Here is a 19,072-nt window from a genome sequence, read left to right on the forward strand (position 1 = left end):
TGGGGATTGGTGTGGGCGATTTACTGGCCGCCCATGGCAGCCTGCATCGCATCAGCTGTTGCCGGATCGAGCTCGGAGTCGTGACGGGTAACCAGCCAGCGACCGCGGCGTTTTTCCAGAGTGTCGATATTGATGGCAGATCCGACATAGCTCAGGTCGGCGACCCGCTCGAACACAATCAGATAACTTGTGACAACCGCACGGTCGCCCGCACCGTTAATGACCAAATTCGCCGACACATGGCGTTTGTTTGTGATGAAAGGGCGCACTTGCTCAAGTGCTGCGGCCACACCCGCTGGTCCGGTTGCATCACCAAATCCTGAGGTAAACACCGCATCATCTGCAAAAAAGCTGCCGTAAACAGCGTAGTCACCACTATCGAGCGCTTGGTTCAGCCGTGCAATCACCTGCCGCACCGCCAGATCGTCTTCGGTGACCAGACTGTTGGGTTCTTTAAGGAATGCAGTGTTTTGCGCGTGCAGCGGACCTGTAAGAGCCAAAAACAGGGCCAACGTGTGAAGAAATTTCATGAATCTGTTCCTTTAGGTGTCTTGTTGCTTTGCATAGCCAAGTTCCATGAGGAAAATTGTAGTGATGTGGGGGGGCTTTGAATTGAACAGGGCAATTTAATTCTTGAACGATCCGTGCATCTTATCTGCATGCAAGCGATGTCATGCCAAGCCCTGCGGGACCAGGATAGGCAATCGAAACGGGCGGCCGTCCTGACGCCTGCACTGTTCAAAACATCAGCTGAAACGTTCAATCATACATGCGGCAAAACCGCTATTGCTAGCGCTCACTATGTTGGGAGCACACCATGGAAAACCATAACGATAACCGCCGGAATTACGGCACTGTCCCATGATTAAACTGCACACGTGGAACACCCCGAACGGGCAGAAACCGGCAATCTTGCTCGAGGAGCTCGGGTTGGAATATGACGTTTTGCCCATCAACATCGGCGCAGGTGTTCAACACAATGCAGATTTTCGCGCACTCAGCCCAAATGGTAAAATTCCCGCCCTACAGGATGACGGGATAACCTTGTTCGAATCCGGCGCGATCATATTGCATCTGGCTGAAAAACACGGCGCATTCCTGCCTGCAGATGGTCAAGCGCGCGCCGATGCATTGGCATGGACCTTTTGGCAAGTGGGCGGCCTTGGCCCGATGATTGGCCAATGGGGGCATTTTCAGATGGCACCGGAAAAATTGCCCTACGCGATCGAGCGTTATCTGGCAGAAACCCTGCGCCTCTTTGACGTGCTGGAAAAGCGATTGGCCGAACAGCCCTATCTGGCAGGCGGCATGTATTCAGTTGCAGACATCATGACCTTTCCTTGGGCGAAAGGCGGGCTGCAATTCCTCGACGGTGCGGTCGCCGACAGGCTGACGCCACTGGCGCACACTCGGCGCTGGATACAACAGATAGATACGCGCCCCGCAGTGGTGCGCGCATTAGCCCGTTTGGACCGAACCGTGCAAAAGGGGTGACATGAACCTCGACAACAAGACAATGGCCACGCAAGATCTCGACATCCGCAACACACGCGGTTGCTGCGCAGCGTGATCGCCACGCGCCTCAGACCTAGACACGATACCGCATGGAGCACTGCCCGCGGGGTCGGGGATGAGGCCGCGTGGCTGTTCAGCCTGCTCGGGCAACTGACAGTTGGGTCAACGGTGACGCTCAGCACCAAATTGATCGACCGACCCGTCGCAGAATTCACCCGCAAAACGACCGTTAAACTCAGGTGAAATCAATCTCGGGGCCTTTGCTCAATAGTCCGCCCCATTTGGGCTGTAGTCACCTCGATCTCGCAGATTGGGAGCAGGCATCAAGACACTGATCCAAATGAAAATGACCAACTATTGGCTGCAAAACAGCAACATAAACGCCTTACTTGAAATGCAAGATCCAGTCTTGATACTTGGTCCAAATCACACCCTCGGGGTGGCAAAATTTGACGGCATCAGCCGCAATTTTCGAAGGGCAATATCATGCCTGATCAACAACCGTCAGAAACGGCAAACGGCCTACTCGATCCCTGAGATGCGATGGGGTTGAACAACCTGTCAGACTGGTCCCCGCAACACGCGTTTATTGATCGTTTCCATCTTATGCGCCCTCGGGTCGCAACCACTGTCGGGACATACGGTATACTGGTGCGATATGGTTATGATGCTTTGCACGCAAACGGCTGGCCCAATGGTCTGCCAGAGAGCGTCATTCTGACGGGATATCCAGCGAAGGCTAAAAAGGAGACCATTGCAAACCGTTCTGGTATCTAGCGCATAGTACAGGATGGTCCGCGGAAACGTGGATGTTGGTGATCCGGTACGAGGCATCACAATAGGCTAAAAAAGAGCACTTCGAGGCAGAAGCCATATAAAACCCTGATTGGATCAATCTGATCGAAGACCTACGCCAATTGCGGTTCATGGACTGGCAAGACGCCAACAATTCCATGCAAAGCGTTTGGGTCGACCGCCCCTAAATCGATGACGCCTTTTGGGAGGAAATCTGGAATTTCGGCTTTTGCACAAGCCAAAGACAACCATACCCTGAACACAGGTGGCGACAGCATCATTTTGCGCGATGTGACGCTTGGCGATCTGTGTGCTGAAGCTTTTGTTTTTCGTAAGCCGAACAGTGTGCTTGATCCGTCAGGCGGCCCCATATGCGCGCTGAACCAACGGGCAGAAACCGCGCACGATCTGGACATTCATCCAAGCCAAAGCACCGACACCCCGATCATTAGTAGCTATGCGATGACTCACCATGATGCAGCCATGACCTACGGCGACATCAAAGGTGGCACAACGGTCGGATAAAGCGTAGGTGCGACCTACCATCGGGGGTTTCCAAATCGCTTCAAACCGAAATCCGCAATGGCGGGCTGCTGATCATTTGTACGGGCGATGTGTCTGTATTCCTTACCGGATTGGACAGATGCTCGGAGCTTTCGGACTTTGGGTCATAACCCCAGCGCGGATGCAGGCGAGCTGGCAGTCTGTATCGCTTTAACTCTCTGGTGCCTCTTGGGGGCCAGCCTACCCTGCCCCGCCCCCTTTTAGCGTCACACTGTAGTGACACCAAAACAGGCGCAATTTTTCCTGTCAAAAATCTCGCTGGGAAACCCTCGATCCCCCTACCTTCATTTGCGCAATGTTTTTTTGAACGGGGCAAGTGATCCGTTCTGTACGCACCTCTATGCAGCACTGGCGCTTGGTAACACGCGCAGCCGGTCACAAGGTACACATCCTAGGTCGATGCAGTGGATGCTGGAAAGGGAGCGAGCGGCTGGCGGTTTTCTGTTCGATCTGGACAGTCGACAACCTGCGTCCCCGCTGCGTTCAGAAGAGCACCATATCATCAGTAATGGCGGCCAGCTGCACCCCCTCAAAAGTAACGCTCGTACTCTCATCCGCGAATACCACGCCCGTGATGCCTTGGGTCATGTGGCTGCGCACTTCTGCAACTGATTCATAACCGAACCCCTCAAACGACACAAAATCCCAAGCTTCGAGATCCAGCACCGTATCCGTGCTTTCGTCGTACCGGCGGAATATAAATCGGTCGGCCAAACTGCCACCTGCCAATGTGTTTGTACCAGCGCCACCCTCGATTATATCGTCTGTACCCAAGCTGCGGATATAGGCCTTTACGTCGGCGGACGTATTTTGGATGAATTCACGACTTTGCGAGAACCCCTGTACGATGTTGGCCCGTGTGAAGTCTTCCGACAGCTGGGTTGTCCAACCGTCAATTTCGCCTTGTGTCACCTCACCCAGAGAGAACTGGCGCCCCAGAACGTTTTCGTACAGCAGCTTCACAAACTCACCCTCGTCGGTAATCGTCCCATAGACATTACTAAATTCACGCGAGTTCGTGAAACCAGCTATCACATCGGTCAATGCTTGGCCCCCTGCAAGGTTTTCAGCCCAACCCGCAAAACCAGCCGCGTCTGGCGCTCGATCAAGCGTTGCCTGATAGAGGCGGAAGACATCGTCCAGCCAAATCGCAGGATTACTGTCGACAGCCAGCTTATTTGCCGCCTGAGTAGTCTTATTAATCAGCTGCTGGCTTTCAGCAAATCCGTTAACCACATCGGCACGGGTGAAAGTATCGCTGATGCGGTTGGTCCAGCTGTCGATCTCCGTCTGCGTGACTTGGCCTTGATCAAAATCACGATCCAGAACATTGATGTACATCTGTTTTACAAAAGTCGCGTCATCCACGCTGGCGTATTTGTTGCGGAACTCTGCAGAGCCTACGAAACCTTCGCGCACATCTTCCAATAAGAATTCCCCTGTGAACAGCTTGAGGGTCCAAGCCTTATGGCCCCCCTGGTCAGGGGTGCGGTTGAACGTCGCCTGATACAGTCGGAAGACCTGATTTGCCTCTTGCAATGCGTAGCGCATCTGGAAACCGTCGCCATAGATATGATCGTCACCGCTGGAACCACGCAGCTGATAACTGCCGGCCTCACCGCTCAGCCTGTCGGCATCAACTGTTCCAGTCAGTAATTCGGCAGGCATCTGGACAGGCGTATCAAGATCTAATGACACCAGTTCTGGCGTTGCAAACTCGTCATAAAATTGCAGTTGGACAGACAAAGTGCCGCCAACATCGTTCAGGGTCGGTGTATATGTTCCGCCCTGTTGACCAGTGCCATACGAGACAGCTCTGCCATCACGTGTCCATTCCCATCTAAAGGAGGTCGGGCGAATACCATCCAGATCAATCAGGTCATCTGTCGAGATGGTCAAAGGCACGCCTTGTTTAGCGACACCTTTCGCAATCAACTCCCCTTCAACCGGACGGTTCGTCGGGTCGATGGTCCACGACATCGTGCGCGTGACAGTGTTGCCGCCTTCATCCGTCACCATCACAACAAGATCAGTCGGCTCAGTAGCCCCACGCGATGTGCCTGTTATCAAACCGGTTTCACCATCCAGCACCAACCCTCTGGGGAGATTGCTGGCTTCGAAATTAAGGCTTTGCCCTTCCGGGTCAGAGGCCAATCCCCCAAGATCAAACTGTTGAATGCCCCGCGGCGTTGTCAAAGAGGGCGGGAGTAAGAACACAGGGTCAGGGTCGGCTGAATTTTCAGACATCCATTCGCTGAGTTCTGCCGCACTCAGGGTCTGGTCCGAGAAACGTATCTGTTCGACATCTGCACCAATTACATCGCGCCCGTCGGCAGAGCGGATGAAGAAACCCAAGGGATCGGAAAACACGTCCGCATCGGCAAGAGCAGTGGCAATACTTGCAATGTCATCACCCACGCCTCCGATTAGGGTATCGTCGCCCAGCCCCCCTGTGAGCATGTCATCCCCGCTGCCACCGTTCAATGCGTTGGCCGCGCCGTCTCCGACCAGAGTGTCCCCACCCGATCCACCCTGTAGATCTTCAATCGCTACCAGCTGGGTGTTTAAGGTCGTTATGCCTGTATTCAGGTTGATATCAATTGCTGTGGTGTAGCCACTGAAATCAGCCAGATCGCGACCATCACCTCCGTTGAGAAGGCCACCCTCTTCAGCTCCGACAAGCGTGTCATCACCGCCCGAACCAAAGAGGCTGTCTTGGCCGATACCGCCTGAAAGCGTGTCGTTGCCTTCGCCACCATCAAGGTTGTCGTTGCCATCCCCGCCTTCCAACAGGTCGTGCCCACCATCACCCAAAAGCGTGTCATTCCCCGCATTGCCTGACAGCGTGTCGTTGTCGTCACCACCCTCCAGAGAATCGTCGCCTTCACCGCCCTCGAGCGTGTCCTGGCCAGCACGCCCCATCAGGCTGTCATTCCCTTGTGCGCCAACAAGACGGTTCCATGCAAAATCGCCCGCCAGACTGTCGCCAGCCACGCCGCCGGTCAAATCTTCGATGCGTTCAACCGAAGAGGTCGATCCAGCGACGCCTTCCTCCAGATCGATTCTAAACGAAACCGTGTCTATCCAGCGCACATGGTCGCGACCGTCACCACCATCAATCCTGTTATAGTTACCGCGGCTGTAGAGGATCAGGTCGTCGCCCAGACCGCCGTCCAGCACGTTTGTACCGGTGCCACCTTCCAAAGTGTCATTGCCCGCACGTCCCAGAATATGGTCATTGCCTGCCTGCCCGACCAGATAATCTGCGCCAGCGCCTCCGTCCAGCGTATCATGGCCTGCGCCACCATCCAGCAAGTCGTTGCCTGCGAGTCCGGTGATACGGTCATTGCCGATCCCCCCTTCCAGAAGGTCAGGTTCTGGCGTGCCGGTCAGATCCAAAGCCGTCTGTGTAGGCGTCAGCGCACTGCGCTGCGATACCGCCGCTGGGTCTGCTTCCACACGGCGTCCGCCAATTGTCTCTAGATCGATCTCGAAAAAGTCGTCTCCCGCATAAAATGCCCAGTTCCTTCCTGCGAGATCATTCAAGAAATAATCTGCAATCCGCAATTTGGACCCGTCTGAATGGTCAATTGTCAGATCTTTTCCATCCCGCAAAAAGACCAGATCAGCCAGAGTGGCCTCTTGGAAATAGACGCTTTGATACGATGTAATGTCCTCAATCACGTCCTGACCGAAATCATTGGTGAAGAAATAGGTATCGCGCCCGCTATCGGAGCCCTGAATGGTGTCATTGCCATCGCCAATGTAAAAGCGCGCGCCGCCCGCATCCGCAGCATTCGAAAGCACAGCATCGCCAATGAGGTCGTACACCCGCACATCTCTGCTGCCATCTGCCGGAATGTGAACGTTGATCGTTTCAAAGCCAGAGAACGCGATCCTGTTTCCGCCCCCCATGGAACCTGTCACTGTCACACCTTCGCGCAAGGCTGCCGCGACGTCTGTCCAATCAAGCTGAGTGAACCCGTCTTGCGCGTTTCCGCTGCTAAATCCGCTGATTGTTTGAGAGAGAACCAAGGTGTCATGACCCTCTCCGCCCGTGACAGTCGTGCTGCCGCTTGTGACATACAGATAGTCATCGCCAGCGCCCAGATCCACTGTCGTATCGGTGGTGGAGATCAGAGTGACAAGATCAGCACCATCACCGGTGTCGACGCGGTGTTTGCCCGAGGTGAACCACATCTTGTCCGCGCCACTGCCTGTCTTCAACGACCAGTTTTCGACACCTGTGACCCACCCGCCAGAAGGGGTCAGGATATAGGCGGATTTGTCGGTTGTATCCAAGAAGATTCCATCGGAGGTACCCGACCAGTCAGCCAAAATGGCATCCGTACCAGCCCCTCCGTCAATGCGGGAGCCGTTGCCCAGATCGAACAACCACTCGTCATTGTTACTACCGGTAATATCGGCACGCTCAAAATCGGTAAAGCTGACAGTACGTGTCGTTACGCCTGCACCGCCGTTACGGCTGTAATAGATTTGTAGCGCGCTCCCCGCTTCAAATGAGGAAAGCGCTGTTTCCAAGGCCTCAAACGAATTGATTGCCACAAACGTATCGTCATCACTCTCGTATCTGAGCGAGTTCGATGTGTTGAAGCGGATCCCGTCAATGCCCGCGCCACCGTCAATCTTTACTGTCTTGCCGACCGACACGCTGGCCATATCGTTGCCCGCGCCCATATCAACGTCGATGCCACGGTAGAAATTGCCCGACCCGTTTTGCGTAAATACGTCGTCGCCGCCACCAAGGTTTAGTGTGCCTTCACCCATTTCGACCGTGTCATCTCCAAGCCCCGTATCGATTGCGCCGTTTGCAATGATGTAATCATCGCCCGACCCTGTGCGCGCGTTGAGTGTCTCGATGCTGTCAACGACAAAACCGTTGGCCATGAGCTGTGCACCAGCAGCTGAGGTATCCAAAATCAGGTCAAGAGTTTCAGCCGACCAGTCAGCAACAAGCGTGTCTGTTCCACCATAGCCGACGGCCATCGTAACACCTTCAAAGGCATGAAAAACATCGTTACCCGAGGAGCTGGTAGAGAGTACAGTTCCTCGGCTGTAACCACCAATCCGGATATCCTCGACACTGTCAAAAGTCAGCCTGTAACTACCATCACGACCTGCCGTACGCCAAACTGTTCCGCTCACCAAAAGGTCCAATTGTTCGTCAACTGTTCCCGAAATTCGGATCCAGTCACCCGTTTCGTCCTGTATCTCCTGATAGAAGCCAGCACTTCTGAAATAACTACCTCCAGCCCCCTGATAATCTAAAATGGCCGTGTCAAAACCTGCGCCACCCTTGATCGCGCCGCCACCCGTTGCGACGAACCTGTCATTTCCGCTTCCCAGGTCGACACTACCAGAGCCTGTTACAGTGTCGTTCCCTGCACCCGCTACAACCGTACCTGTTACGGACAAAAGATCGTCACCACCCCCCGACCACACCGAGCCGTTTCCGCTGATCGTATCATCACCTGCGCCACCTGCGATTGCGATGCTTCGCACTCCGCCGCCCAAGGTGAACCCGTCGAAAACCTCGTGCTGCTCGCCAGTGTTTGGCGTAACAAAAGAAACTGCGTCGACACGATCAGACCAGTCCGCGATAAAGGACAAGTTCGTGCTTGGTGATGATAAAAAGCGAAGCGCATCTGTATATACGATCGTCCCACCTGAAATCGCGCCCAGAACGTCGATATGCTCTATGCTGTTCAGGGCAACGGGCGTGCTGTACCGCACGCCGGTGTATTGCAGTGTCAGCCCCGCTTGGGCAGCCAGTGCTGTGGTCTGAACGTCTTGCAACGTCGATGACGCGTAAATCTGTTCTCCGTCTTCGTCTATTCCAGCCAAACGGATAGCGCCCCCGTCTATCACAACCGTGTCCGTACCGCCCCCTCCGTCAACGTCCGCAGAGCTTACCTGACTGATAAAGCGGATCGTATCGTCATCGGCACCAGTCTCCAGCCTGTTGAAATTCCCGCGAATTTCAACAAAGTCATCGCCTGCCTGGGTCTGGACAAGGTTGCTGCCACTGATCGAAATATGGTCATTCAAATTGCCGGTCTGGTGCTCGCCTGATCCAACTGCGCGGAACGGCGTCTGTGCTGCCCCCAAACCCGTCACAGCAAGTTGGTAGTCAAACGGATCACCGGAAGCGCCGACAATTACGAAATACTCATCCGCCGCCAGCAGCGCATCTCCCGTAACGCGCCCTGCAGAAAGATCACCGTCGGCCAGATTATAGCCAGGGAAGCGCGTCAAAGCCACATCAGTAGGATGAATCCAGACAAAGGGCTGACCTGACTGACCCGAAACACTGACAGACACATGGGTCGGATCGTCGAGTGTTATGCGGTAATAATCAAGCGTATCAAACCCGTCGCTGCCACCCAGATCATCGGCTACAGTAATTGGCGCGCTTGCCAGCGTACCCAGATCCCGCGCACCCGCCGCGTTATCATCGGCTGAAATCCAACTGCTGCCTGCGCGTTCTGTGACATCTATGGAATATGTCAAATCGCCTGCCTGAAACCTTGTTGCCTGCAAGTAGTAGGTTCCCTCAGCAAGCACGGGCGTCGTCCAACGATCTCCCGAATAACCCATTGCAACAGCCGCACCATCAACATCTGTCAGCACCAACCTGAGGTCAGGAGTGCCGGCAAACACAAACGATGTGTCGCCACGGGTTTCAAAAGCCATGACATCGGTTTGGTCAGACGCAGAAAGCGTGCCCTTTATCGCTCCGGCGTTCAAAACGCCAAGGTCCTGAGCCGTTTCAGGCGTTGCCCCTGCGGGGTCAAATCCGGTTTGATATCCCGCGATTGACACACTATCCCCGAGATTGCGCAGGGTTGAAACAAAGCGTGCAGTGTCAAATTCCGGAAACGCGGGGACCATCAAGTCGCCGATTGCGGCCTCAAAGGCAAACAATGCCGACTGACTGTCGAGCGCATCAGACAAATCTCTTGCCGCAGTCACTGCCACATTGAGCAGCCCCAGCGCCTTATCAATAGGAGCAACAAATTGCGATCCGGCAGCCCAGAGGGCAGTTTCCTGAGCCTCTCCAGCACCGCTCAGATCAATTCCGACATTTTCGACCAGTGAGCTGACAGCATTCAAAAACCGCTCGTAACGGGTACTGCTGAGCCAATCAGGATCACCGCCTAAGGGTATTGTCGGAATGAGCTGGCTGGATCGAATGACCGTGCCTGTTACAAACGACAAAACACTATACGCTTGCAAAACTGTCGCAGCATCAATCACCGCGTCGGTTTCGGCGCTATCGCGCAGGGTTTCAAAAGTCTGCGCCCGATACGCCGCCGCCGTTATGGTGGACCCCACCAAAGCAAGTTGGGCTTTTGAGTTGCTGTTTTCTACTGCAACCCGCGTCAGTCCGGTTGCCAGATTGATCACAGCACCAAAATAACTGCCTTTCGGCTCTCCCTTTATGGTGTTCACCCAACCACCAGTCAGCGCCGTGAATGCCGCAGCAGTTCCTTCAGAAAGCGCCTCTTGCTGGGCAAGCCGCAATGCAACTGTGCCTGCGTTATCCAAGAGATCCTGCGCAGCATCAACTTGGGCTGATGGATCAACATCGTTGATGAGGTCGTATAGTCGATTAATCGCGTAAAGCTGTGCCGCTACGTCTATCGAAATCGGGGTATCAACCGCATCTTGGAAGCGGGCGCCGAAAGTATCGGCACTTCCTCCGAAAGATGTTTCGTAAATGACGCCGTCAAGTTCAATACTACGTTCAATCATGTCGGCCCCAGATAATTCAAAACTTTCATAACTTGCCTATCGAAGTGTACAAAAGATGCAATGAATTTTGGGCTATTCACACGGAACTACAATCAACAGTTGTGGGCACTCTGGGTGCCTGACCTCGGCCCGTTAACTGCAGTTCTGATCACATCAAATTCTTTACAGTCCAAATATGGGGGACAAGCGCCATTGCATAAAACGGCGCGCTATTCAGCCTGTTCGTTCAGACTGCAATTCAAATCGAATAGCTGACAGCCTACGAATTCGAAATAGTGCGATTGCAGACATATATCGCCTTGCACGCTTAAATGGATACTCTGCCAATCCCAGAGACAAGCTGCCACCATTCCGTATCTCAAACCTCGTCCCGGATGTATGACATTGTTGCCAGAGGTAGTAGAATGGCTGGCTGCTGCGGGTGACTTTGGACCCGTCGTTTTCGTCTTTAGGTCGACTAAACAGCATGACCCAGGGGCGCAGGCAATTATTGCCGAAAAGGGTTTAAGCGGTTCCCCGTTGAAGCAATCTACACATCCACAAGCTCCCGAATGGGCCTGTCGGGAGTTTATCCACCCGACAGGCGCAGATTTCCTCTAGCGAAAGCCTGTTTGCCTACTTGAGCTAAGAGAAAGGTGGCCATTCATCCATACTCCCGATGGGACGTGATGCGATTACCATCGGCGCCGAGATCGTACTGGCCTTGCAAACCATCGTGTCCCGCAAACTGGCTCTTGGCGCAGGCGTGATGCGCGCGGAAGCGGCGCGCCTATTGCGCCAGATCGCGCAGGGTATCGGCCTAGGGTGGCACTGCTGCTAAGACCTGCTGACAAGGAGAGATAGTCCATTGTTAAAACAGCAACCTTTGGTATCAGCAGCCCGACAAGCCTGTAAGCCCATGCTCTTTTCCACCGATATAGCATGCACAGTAAAACCGCTTCGCTTGATCGCCTGAGTGTTCGGGAGGTTTGTCAAAATCATGCACTCCAAGTGGCTTGCTCTCTTCTTGCAGACTGACTGGCGTTGGAGGGCGTGGGCAGATCGTTAATCGCCACAGACAAACCGCATTGTTCGCAGCCTTTGATCGGGTCATGGTTCACACAACAGTTTATCCCGCGAAAGGTGCAATAATGCGAAGCACAAAAACAATCCATGTTGTGTCCTGCCACGCAGAAGGTGAGGTTGGCGACGTTATTGTTGGAGGTGTCGCACCACCCCCCGGAAAAACACTTTGGGAACAGCGCAACTGGATTGCGAAGGATCAAACCCTACGCAATTTCGTCCTGAACGAGCCAAGGGGAGGTGTATTTCGCCATGTAAACCTTCTGGTGCCACCCAAACATCCTGATGCGCAGATGGGTTGGATCATTATGGAGCCGGAAGACACGCCGCCGATGTCAGGCTCGAATGCGATTTGTGTCGCCACAGTGCTATTGGACAGTGGCATCATCCCGATGATCGAACCCGTAACGGATATGGTTCTGGAAGCACCTGGAGGTCTGGTTCACGTGCGCGCCGAGTGTAGCGATGGAAAAGCTCAGAGTATAACCGTCAGAAACCTTCCCTCTTTCGCGGGTGACATTGGTGTCACGCTCACTGTTGCGGGTATCGGGGCGCTCACTGTGGATACAGCCTATGGCGGCGATAGTTTTGTTGTTGTGGACGCGCAGGCGCTGGGGTTCGAACTAGATGCATCCGAGGCAGGTAGGTTGGCGGAACTTGGCGTTCGCATTACCGACGCTGCGAATGAGCAATTGCGTTTTCACCATCCGGAGAATTCGGAATGGGATCATTTTTCGTTTTGCCTTTTTGCCGGACCGCTTGCACGTCAGGGCACACATCTGACCACCAAAGCCGCTGTCGCAATTCAACCAGGGAAAATAGACCGCTCACCGACGGGAACTGCCCTTTCGGCGCGCATGGCGTTGTTGCACAGATCAGGTCAGATGAATGTGGGCGACACAATTACCGCGCAGTCCATCATCGGCTCTGTGTTTCACGGCAAGATATCTGGCACGACATCCATTGGCGATGTGCCTGCAATCGTTCCGGAAATAACGGGACGCGCGTGGATAACAGGCACGCATCAACACATGCTTGATCCCGATGATCCTTGGCCTGAAGGATACCGGCTTACAGATACGTGGCCGTCTTTCCGATCGGCGTCCTCGGGTACGGGGTAAGGCGATAGCAGGCAAGCAGATGAAGCGCGTGAGGCGCGCATAATATCGCAGCACTTGGCTGCGTCTCCACTAACAACGCACAAGATAGCCGCGAAAGTAAGCAGCCCCCTTCGCCAAATATGTCGGCAAGGAAGCGGCCATAAATCGCCCGCAGGCACTTGCGTCAGGCGTCACAATCAATCACATTCAAATAATAGAATTAATTGGAGGTGCCTCAATGTTGCGCAGACGGGATTTCTTGAAAACAAGCGGTGCGATGACTGCTGGTGCAATGCTTGGCCTCCACGCTTTGCCCTCAAATGCACAGGTGATGCTTGGCGATACGCGCATCGATGTGGTTAGCGACGGCTCTCTTATCCTTCCTGGCAGTTTCATCTTCGGGTCTATGCCACAGGACGAGCTTCTACCGATACTGGAGAAATACGGGCAATCTGCCGAGACCCTGACCCCGCCCTGCAACGTCACATTGATGCGGCAAGGCGCACGGACAGTCCTGTTTGATGTAGGCGCAGGTCCTGACTTCTCGCCCAACTCCGGCATTATACAGGCCTCTCTCGAAGCTCTGGGTGTCGCGCCGGAAGATGTCACCGATGTTGTTTTCACCCATGCCCATCCAGACCACCTCTGGGGACTGCTGGATGATTTTGACGATCCGCTGTTTGCCAATGCACAATACATGATCGGCAAGCAAGAATGGGACTATTGGATGAACCCCAACACAGTGAACGAGATCGGAGAGGCCCGCGCCTCTTTTGCTGTGGGTGCCAAGCGTCGTCTGGAACTGATCGAGGATCAGATCACTTTCTTCAAAGATGGCGACGAGATCATCAGCGGTGTCGCGGCCAGAGCAACCTTCGGGCATACCCCCGGCCACATGGCATTCGAGGTGCGGCAGGGCAATGACGCGGTGATGATCCTTGGCGATTGTATCGGCAATGATCATATCGCATTTGCGCGGCCCGATTGGAATTCGGGCTCGGATCAGGATCCTGAAACAGCAGCAGCGACGCGGGTCTCTTTGCTTGACCAGCTTGCCGCGGAAAAAATGCGTGTTGTAGGGTTTCATCTAACGGGCAACGGGCTGGGATATATAGAAAAAGGCACGGACGGTTACACGTTTGTGCAAGAGGTGTAAGAATGAAACATGCATCCCTCATATTCGCCCTGATCGCAGCACCCGCATTTGCCAGCGAAGATATTGCCGATCAATATCCCACCTCTGTGCTGTATTCCAAACCTGTTGAAGTTATCCCCGATGTCTTCTCGGCCATCGGCGCCACCGCCCCCCCGACCTATGAGAACGCAGGGCATAACAATAACCTCAGCTTCATCATCACGGGTGACGGTGTTGTGGTCGTGAACGGTGGTGCGTCCTACCAGCTGGCCGAAGCCCTGCATGCCGAAATCAAGGCCGTGACGGACCAGCCCGTAAAACTGGTTTTGAACGAAAACGGTCAGGGCCATGCGATGCTGGGAAATTCATACTGGGCCGACCTTGGCGTTGATATAGTCGCGCATGTGGATGCTGCCGCCGCGTTCGAAGACTCTGGCCCCGGCTCTTTGCGCGCCGCGATTGCGCGGGTAAAGGAACGGGCCGACAAGACCCGCCTTGCCCCCCCGACCATCACTTTTGAGAATAGCTATATCGTCGAGATGGGCGACATGAGGATTGAAGCACGTTATCTCGGGCCAGCCCACAGCCCTGGTGACATCGTTGTCTGGCTACCAGAGCAAAGCATGGTCATCTCGGGTGATATGGCATTTCATGAACGTATGTTGCCCATATTCGAGGATACAATGACTGCTGACTGGATTGAGACATGGGAAACCGCGTTTGAACCACTGGGCGCCACCTATGTTATTCCGGGCCATGGACACCCGACAAACATGGCGCAGGTCCGCCGCTATACACGCGACTATCTGGTCTATCTGCGCAAACAGGTCGGCACCTTGCTGGATGACGGGGGCGGGTTGGCGGAAGCCTATTATGTGGATCAGTCCCCCTATGCCAATCTCGATACGTTTGAAGAACTGGCAACCAAGAACGCCGGACGTGTGTATGAGCAGATGGAGTTTGAATAGCCGTTCAGGCAACAGCCGAAGCGCGATCGGAAAAGCGCAAGAGTGCGATATGCACAGCCATCGCGCCCAGCCACATGCAAAACAGCGCCACCCATGCCGTCAGCGCAAAGATCGAGCCGCCTGACATACCAGCGCCCACAGCACACCCGCCCGCCAGCATACTGCCGAAGCCCATCAGCACGGCACCGATCAGATAACGCTCCATCGGGGTATCCGTGCCAAAACGTGCTATCTTCGCCTCGCCAGTCAACAGGGCCATGCCCCCTGCCCCGATAAACACACCCGGCACCAGCCCCACGCCAAATCCCAATGGCAAATCGGATGTATTGACCAACCCCATCAGCGTATCTGCCGAAGGCCCTGTGAAAGTGACGGATGCGACAGGCACCACTTCGAAAGAGACTTGGGACACAGCGTAGGTAAGCAACCAGCCAAGCCCTACAGCCACCCCGACCCCCGCTGCGGCAAAAGCACGGGTCAGTTTGACCTCACGCGTGACGGCAAGCGCCATCGCCGCACATAAGCCAACTGCAGCCAAAACAGCGACAAGAACTGAGGTGAGGCCCAGATAGCTCATGATATTGCGCCCCTGCCCACCCTCGATCAGCCAAAGCGCGGCAAGGTTTTCGCGTAGCGGAGACAGGACACCGCGCAAAGAGGCCTGAGCCACCAGCGTAAGGACAAGCCCCGTGATCAAAGCGCGTAGATTGCCTGTCGCGGACAATACCAGCAGGCGGCTGGAACAGCCCCGCGCAAGGATCATCCCCGCACCAAACATCAAACCACCGATAATCGCACCAGACATGCTGCCAGTTGCAGCAAGCGGTCTGCTGCCCGAGACATCAAGCAGTCCTGCCGCTATCGCGCCCTGAACGGCCAGAACGGCCGCACAGAATGCAATCAGCCAAATCGCCAGACGTGGACCGAAAACCGCCTCGGACACCTCTACCGTTGCCGCACGCAGACAAAAACGCGAATGCTGGGCCATCGCTCCAAACAACACACCCGTCACTGCACCTGCTGTTGCAAGGACAAGACCCTCGCCAAACTGGTCGAGAAGTCCTTCAATCATAGCAGCGCCCCCCCGTCAGATCAGTTACTGCGGTGCGACCGCCTTGTTGCTGTCTGGATGCGATCGCGGGCTTACTGCGCCGCCATTGGCATCCGCGCCAGCTGACACTGCGCCCACAGATCCTCCAACGCACCAATCAGCGCCTCGATATCTTCTGCGCTGTGTACAGGTGATGGCGTGATGCGCAGCCGCTCGGTGCCTTTGGGGACGGTCGGATAGTTGATCGGCTGGATATAAATGCCATGCTCGTCCAACAACTTGTCCGAGATGAATTTACATTTATGCGGATCACCCACCATCACAGGAATGATATGGCTGGGATTTTCCACATGGGGGATACCAATCGCATCAAGACGCGCACGCACTTCTGCAACCTTACCCTGCTGGGCGTCACGCTCTGCATTGCTGTTCTTGAGATGCCGGATTGACGCTGCAGCCCCTGCCGCCACCGCGGGAGGGAGCGCTGTGGTAAAGATAAAACCGCTCGCAAAGCTGCGCACGAAATCGCACAGTTCGGCCGATGCGGCGATATAGCCGCCCACAACACCAAACGCCTTACCCAGCGTGCCCTCAATGACGGTCAGGCGATCCATCAGGCCTTCACGCTCTGCAATGCCGCCGCCGCGCGGACCATAAAGACCCACTGCGTGGACTTCGTCTAGATAGGTCATCGCATTGTATTTATCGGCCAGATCGCAGATCGCCTCGATCGGAGCGATATCGCCATCCATTGAATAAACGCTTTCGAACGCAATCAGCTTGGGGCGCTCCAGCGGCAAGGACGCCAGCTTGGCCTCAAGATCGGCAAGATCATTATGCGCCCAGATCATCCGCTCGGCCTTGGAGTGGCGAATGCCTTCTATCATAGAAGCATGGTTGAGCGCGTCCGACAGCACAACGCAGTCAGGGATCCGGCCCGCAAGCGTGCCCAAGGCTGCCCAGTTGGATACATAGCCGGAGGTAAACAATAGCGCAGATTCTTTGCCATGCAGATCAGCCAGCTCGGCCTCAAGCAGCACATGGTCATGGGTCGTGCCCGATATGTTGCGCGTCCCGCCAGCGCCTGCACCGCAACGGTCCAGTGCTTCGTGCATGGCGGATAGAACACCAGCATGCTGGCCCATCCCAAGATAGTCATTCGAGCACCAGATCGTCACGCCCGCCGTCTCGGCCCCGCGCGCCGTCGCGTGGGGGAAGTCTCCACAGTGACGCTCAAGATCGGCAAACACGCGGTAGTTACCTTGATCGCGCAGATCATCCAGCGCCGTTTTGAAAAAATCCTGATAGTCCATTAGTTCCCCACCGCTTCACGCGCTATTTCATCCAGCAAGGCTTGAACTTCTTGCATTGGTCCGGCGGGATAGGTCCGGTATCCAACCATCACCTCGCCTTCTTTACTGGCCACGAAAATACCGTAGGGGCAGTGCGCGATGTTCATCGGATCTGCCTCCATTACTTTTCGTGACAAAACAGCGGAGCAGAAAACGAAAATGTCAGCCTCTTCAAACAGCACCACATCGCTGCCCACATCACGCGCTGTTCGGTTCAGCATCTCGCCTGTGTGGCTCACGTAGTCGATCACAAGGCCTTTCCCGATGATCGCGCTTTCCACGCCAAAGGTCGCATCTTCGAAACTGCCGTCAAAAGGATATACGACAGACGTGTCCTGCGCGTGTGCTGCAGTTAGCCCCGCAATGCTTAAAAGACCTGCAATGATTAACGATCGCATATGTATTTCCCCCTCAGCTTTCCCGAACAATTTGCCCGATCCGCGAAAAGAGAGCCTTGATCCAGATCAAGGCTCTCTTTGGTTTTTACGCGCCGAACATGTCGGCCGTTATGCCTGCATACCAGCCTTCGGATTCTTCATACGTCGCCTTGCGCAGCTCGGCTGTCTCTCCGGTCTGTGAAATAAAGCCGTCCACTTTGGCAATCTTCTCATCCGTGGCCTCATAGGTCGCGCCCACTTTGACACCGTCGTTGGTGTCGATCAGCGACCAGCACGTGTTTGAGAATTTGGCGGGGAAGACTTTGGAACCGGTCAACGCACCGCGCACCGCATTGGCGCAAACCTTGGCTTGTGAGTTTGCAGAATAGCCCGATTTGGGCATGTCGCCCTGCTGTGCCGCATCCCCCAGAACATACACATCTGCGTCTGCCTTGGTCGACATATCCGCCGCGTTCACAGGCGCCCAGTTGCCATCGGTGACACCGGCCAACTCGGCGATACGGCCAGCTTTCATGGCCGGAATGACATTGCAGACGTCTACATTGGTGACTTCACCATCAATCGTCACCGTCATCGCTGCCGGATCAACCGAAACATTGCCACCGCCGAAATCATCACCGATCCAATCGACCATGCCCTCATAGTGGTTGGCCCAGCCTTCCTGGAACAAACCCTGCTTGGAGAACTTCGGCTTGGGGTCTGCGACAATAATCTTGGCCGTAGGATTGTTGGCTTTTAGGTAGTGGGCCACCATCGACACACGCTCATACGGGCCAGGAGGGCAACGATAGGGGTTCGGCGGCGCGACCATCGCAAAAGTACCGCCCTCGGGCATCGCCATCAACTGTGCCTTGAGCAATTCGGTCTGGCTGCCGCCCTTATATGCGTGCGGCATGGCGTTTTGGGCGGACAGATCCCAGCCCTCAACTGCGCCATCGACAAAATCAATGCCCGGCGAAAGGATCAGCTTGTCATAAGCCACAGATCCGCCACCCGCCAGCGCCACAGTCTTTGCATCGCGGTCCACGCCTGTTGCCCAATCATGCACAACATTCACGCCGCCTGCCGCCAGTCCACCATAGGAATGGCCCAGATCGTCCATTTCTTTGAAACCGCCAAGATACAGATTTGAGAAAAAGCAGGTGTAGTACTGGCGCGTAGGCTCGATCAGCGTGACAGCAATTTCGCCCTTACTGTCTTTCGCGATATAACGCGCGGCGGTTGCACCGCCTGCACCACCACCAACCACAACCACATGTGGTTTTCCGTGACCCGCCGCAAAAACGGCAGGCGCGGCAAGGCTGGCCGCCGCAGCAGCCCCCGTTCCCAGAAAAATGCGTCTGTTCAATGTCATTG

The 19,072-nt window shown here is 55.0% G+C and carries 12 protein-coding genes; 6 read left to right on the forward strand and 6 right to left on the reverse strand.

Translation table 11 applies throughout. The features are described 5' to 3' along the window. Positions 1–20 precede the first annotated feature (20 nt). Positions 21–530, reverse strand: a complete 510-nt coding sequence (locus Q0903_RS09225) for a nuclear transport factor 2 family protein (protein WP_299414775.1) — start codon at positions 528–530, stop codon at positions 21–23. A gap of 331 nt (positions 531–861) precedes the next feature. On the opposite strand from Q0903_RS09225, the gene Q0903_RS09230 reads away from it, so the two are divergent. Together Q0903_RS09230 and Q0903_RS09235 are read left to right on the forward strand one after the other, a co-directional pair. Further along, the gene (locus Q0903_RS09230) at positions 862–1,494 is read left to right on the forward strand and encodes a glutathione S-transferase N-terminal domain-containing protein (protein ID WP_299414776.1); all 633 of its coding nucleotides are present in this window, start codon (positions 862–864) and stop codon (positions 1,492–1,494) included. A 1,008-nt stretch (positions 1,495–2,502) separates the two neighbouring features. After that, positions 2,503–2,835, forward strand: coding sequence for a hypothetical protein (locus tag Q0903_RS09235; protein ID WP_299414778.1), 333 nt, complete (start codon positions 2,503–2,505; stop codon positions 2,833–2,835). Between the two features lie 522 nt (positions 2,836–3,357). On the opposite strand, the gene Q0903_RS09240 is transcribed toward Q0903_RS09235, so the two are convergent. Next, entirely contained in the window at positions 3,358–10,650 is a 7,293-nt protein-coding gene (locus Q0903_RS09240) for a DUF4214 domain-containing protein (protein ID WP_299414780.1), read from the reverse strand. Between the two features lie 658 nt (positions 10,651–11,308). On the opposite strand from Q0903_RS09240, the gene Q0903_RS09245 reads away from it, so the two are divergent. From Q0903_RS09245 to Q0903_RS09260, 4 genes are all read left to right on the forward strand, one after another. Further along, the gene (locus Q0903_RS09245; RefSeq protein ID WP_299414782.1) at positions 11,309–11,470 is read left to right on the forward strand and encodes a hypothetical protein; all 162 of its coding nucleotides are present in this window, start codon (positions 11,309–11,311) and stop codon (positions 11,468–11,470) included. A 310-nt stretch (positions 11,471–11,780) separates the two neighbouring features. Further along, positions 11,781–12,833 carry a proline racemase family protein gene (locus Q0903_RS09250; protein WP_299414783.1) on the forward strand — a complete coding sequence of 351 codons (1,053 nt, stop codon included), beginning with the start codon at positions 11,781–11,783 and terminating at the stop codon, positions 12,831–12,833. Positions 12,834–13,050: 217 nt separating this feature from the next. Then, positions 13,051–13,968, forward strand: a complete 918-nt coding sequence (locus Q0903_RS09255; RefSeq protein WP_299414785.1) for an MBL fold metallo-hydrolase — start codon at positions 13,051–13,053, stop codon at positions 13,966–13,968. Positions 13,969–13,970: 2 nt separating this feature from the next. Then, a complete protein-coding gene (locus Q0903_RS09260; RefSeq protein ID WP_299414787.1) occupies positions 13,971–14,915 on the forward strand; it encodes an MBL fold metallo-hydrolase in 945 nt (314 codons plus the stop codon). 4 nt (positions 14,916–14,919) lie between these two features. On the opposite strand, the gene Q0903_RS09265 is transcribed toward Q0903_RS09260, so the two are convergent. From Q0903_RS09265 to Q0903_RS09280, 4 genes are all read right to left on the reverse strand, one after another. Then, entirely contained in the window at positions 14,920–15,987 is a 1,068-nt protein-coding gene (locus Q0903_RS09265) for a YeeE/YedE family protein (protein ID WP_299414788.1), read from the reverse strand. 71 nt (positions 15,988–16,058) lie between these two features. Next, entirely contained in the window at positions 16,059–17,279 is a 1,221-nt protein-coding gene (gene hemA, locus Q0903_RS09270; RefSeq protein ID WP_299029693.1) for a 5-aminolevulinate synthase, read from the reverse strand. Continuing rightward, on the reverse strand, positions 17,279–17,716 hold the full coding sequence (locus Q0903_RS09275) for a DUF302 domain-containing protein (RefSeq protein ID WP_299029690.1): 438 nt from the start codon (positions 17,714–17,716) through the stop codon (positions 17,279–17,281). Before Q0903_RS09275 ends, hemA begins: the two co-directional genes overlap by 1 nt. 85 nt (positions 17,717–17,801) lie before the next feature. Beyond that, positions 17,802–19,070 carry an NAD(P)/FAD-dependent oxidoreductase gene (locus Q0903_RS09280; RefSeq protein ID WP_299414790.1) on the reverse strand — a complete coding sequence of 423 codons (1,269 nt, stop codon included), beginning with the start codon at positions 19,068–19,070 and terminating at the stop codon, positions 17,802–17,804. Between the last annotated feature and the right edge of the window lie 2 nt (positions 19,071–19,072).

Origin of the sequence: uncultured Sulfitobacter sp., from assembly GCF_947502895.1 — a bacterium.
Taxonomy (GTDB): domain Bacteria; phylum Pseudomonadota; class Alphaproteobacteria; order Rhodobacterales; family Rhodobacteraceae; genus Sulfitobacter.

Excerpts from the sequence above, each read along its gene's own strand:
- Q0903_RS09275 (WP_299029690.1), bottom strand. The coding sequence starts at position 17,716 with ATGCGATCGTTAATCATTGCAGGTCTTTTAAGCATTGCGGGGCTAACT.
- Q0903_RS09230 (WP_299414776.1), top strand. The coding sequence starts at position 862 with ATGATTAAACTGCACACGTGGAACACCCCGAACGGGCAGAAACCGGCA.
- Q0903_RS09225 (WP_299414775.1), bottom strand. The coding sequence starts at position 530 with ATGAAATTTCTTCACACGTTGGCCCTGTTTTTGGCTCTTACAGGTCCG.
- Q0903_RS09265 (WP_299414788.1), bottom strand. The coding sequence starts at position 15,987 with ATGATTGAAGGACTTCTCGACCAGTTTGGCGAGGGTCTTGTCCTTGCA.
- Q0903_RS09280 (WP_299414790.1), bottom strand. The coding sequence starts at position 19,070 with ATGACATTGAACAGACGCATTTTTCTGGGAACGGGGGCTGCTGCGGCG.
- Q0903_RS09250 (WP_299414783.1), top strand. The coding sequence starts at position 11,781 with ATGCGAAGCACAAAAACAATCCATGTTGTGTCCTGCCACGCAGAAGGT.
- hemA (WP_299029693.1), bottom strand. The coding sequence starts at position 17,279 with ATGGACTATCAGGATTTTTTCAAAACGGCGCTGGATGATCTGCGCGAT.
- Q0903_RS09255 (WP_299414785.1), top strand. The coding sequence starts at position 13,051 with ATGTTGCGCAGACGGGATTTCTTGAAAACAAGCGGTGCGATGACTGCT.
- Q0903_RS09240 (WP_299414780.1), bottom strand. The coding sequence starts at position 10,650 with ATGATTGAACGTAGTATTGAACTTGACGGCGTCATTTACGAAACATCT.
- Q0903_RS09245 (WP_299414782.1), top strand. The coding sequence starts at position 11,309 with ATGGGACGTGATGCGATTACCATCGGCGCCGAGATCGTACTGGCCTTG.
- Q0903_RS09235 (WP_299414778.1), top strand. The coding sequence starts at position 2,503 with ATGACGCCTTTTGGGAGGAAATCTGGAATTTCGGCTTTTGCACAAGCC.
- Q0903_RS09260 (WP_299414787.1), top strand. The coding sequence starts at position 13,971 with ATGAAACATGCATCCCTCATATTCGCCCTGATCGCAGCACCCGCATTT.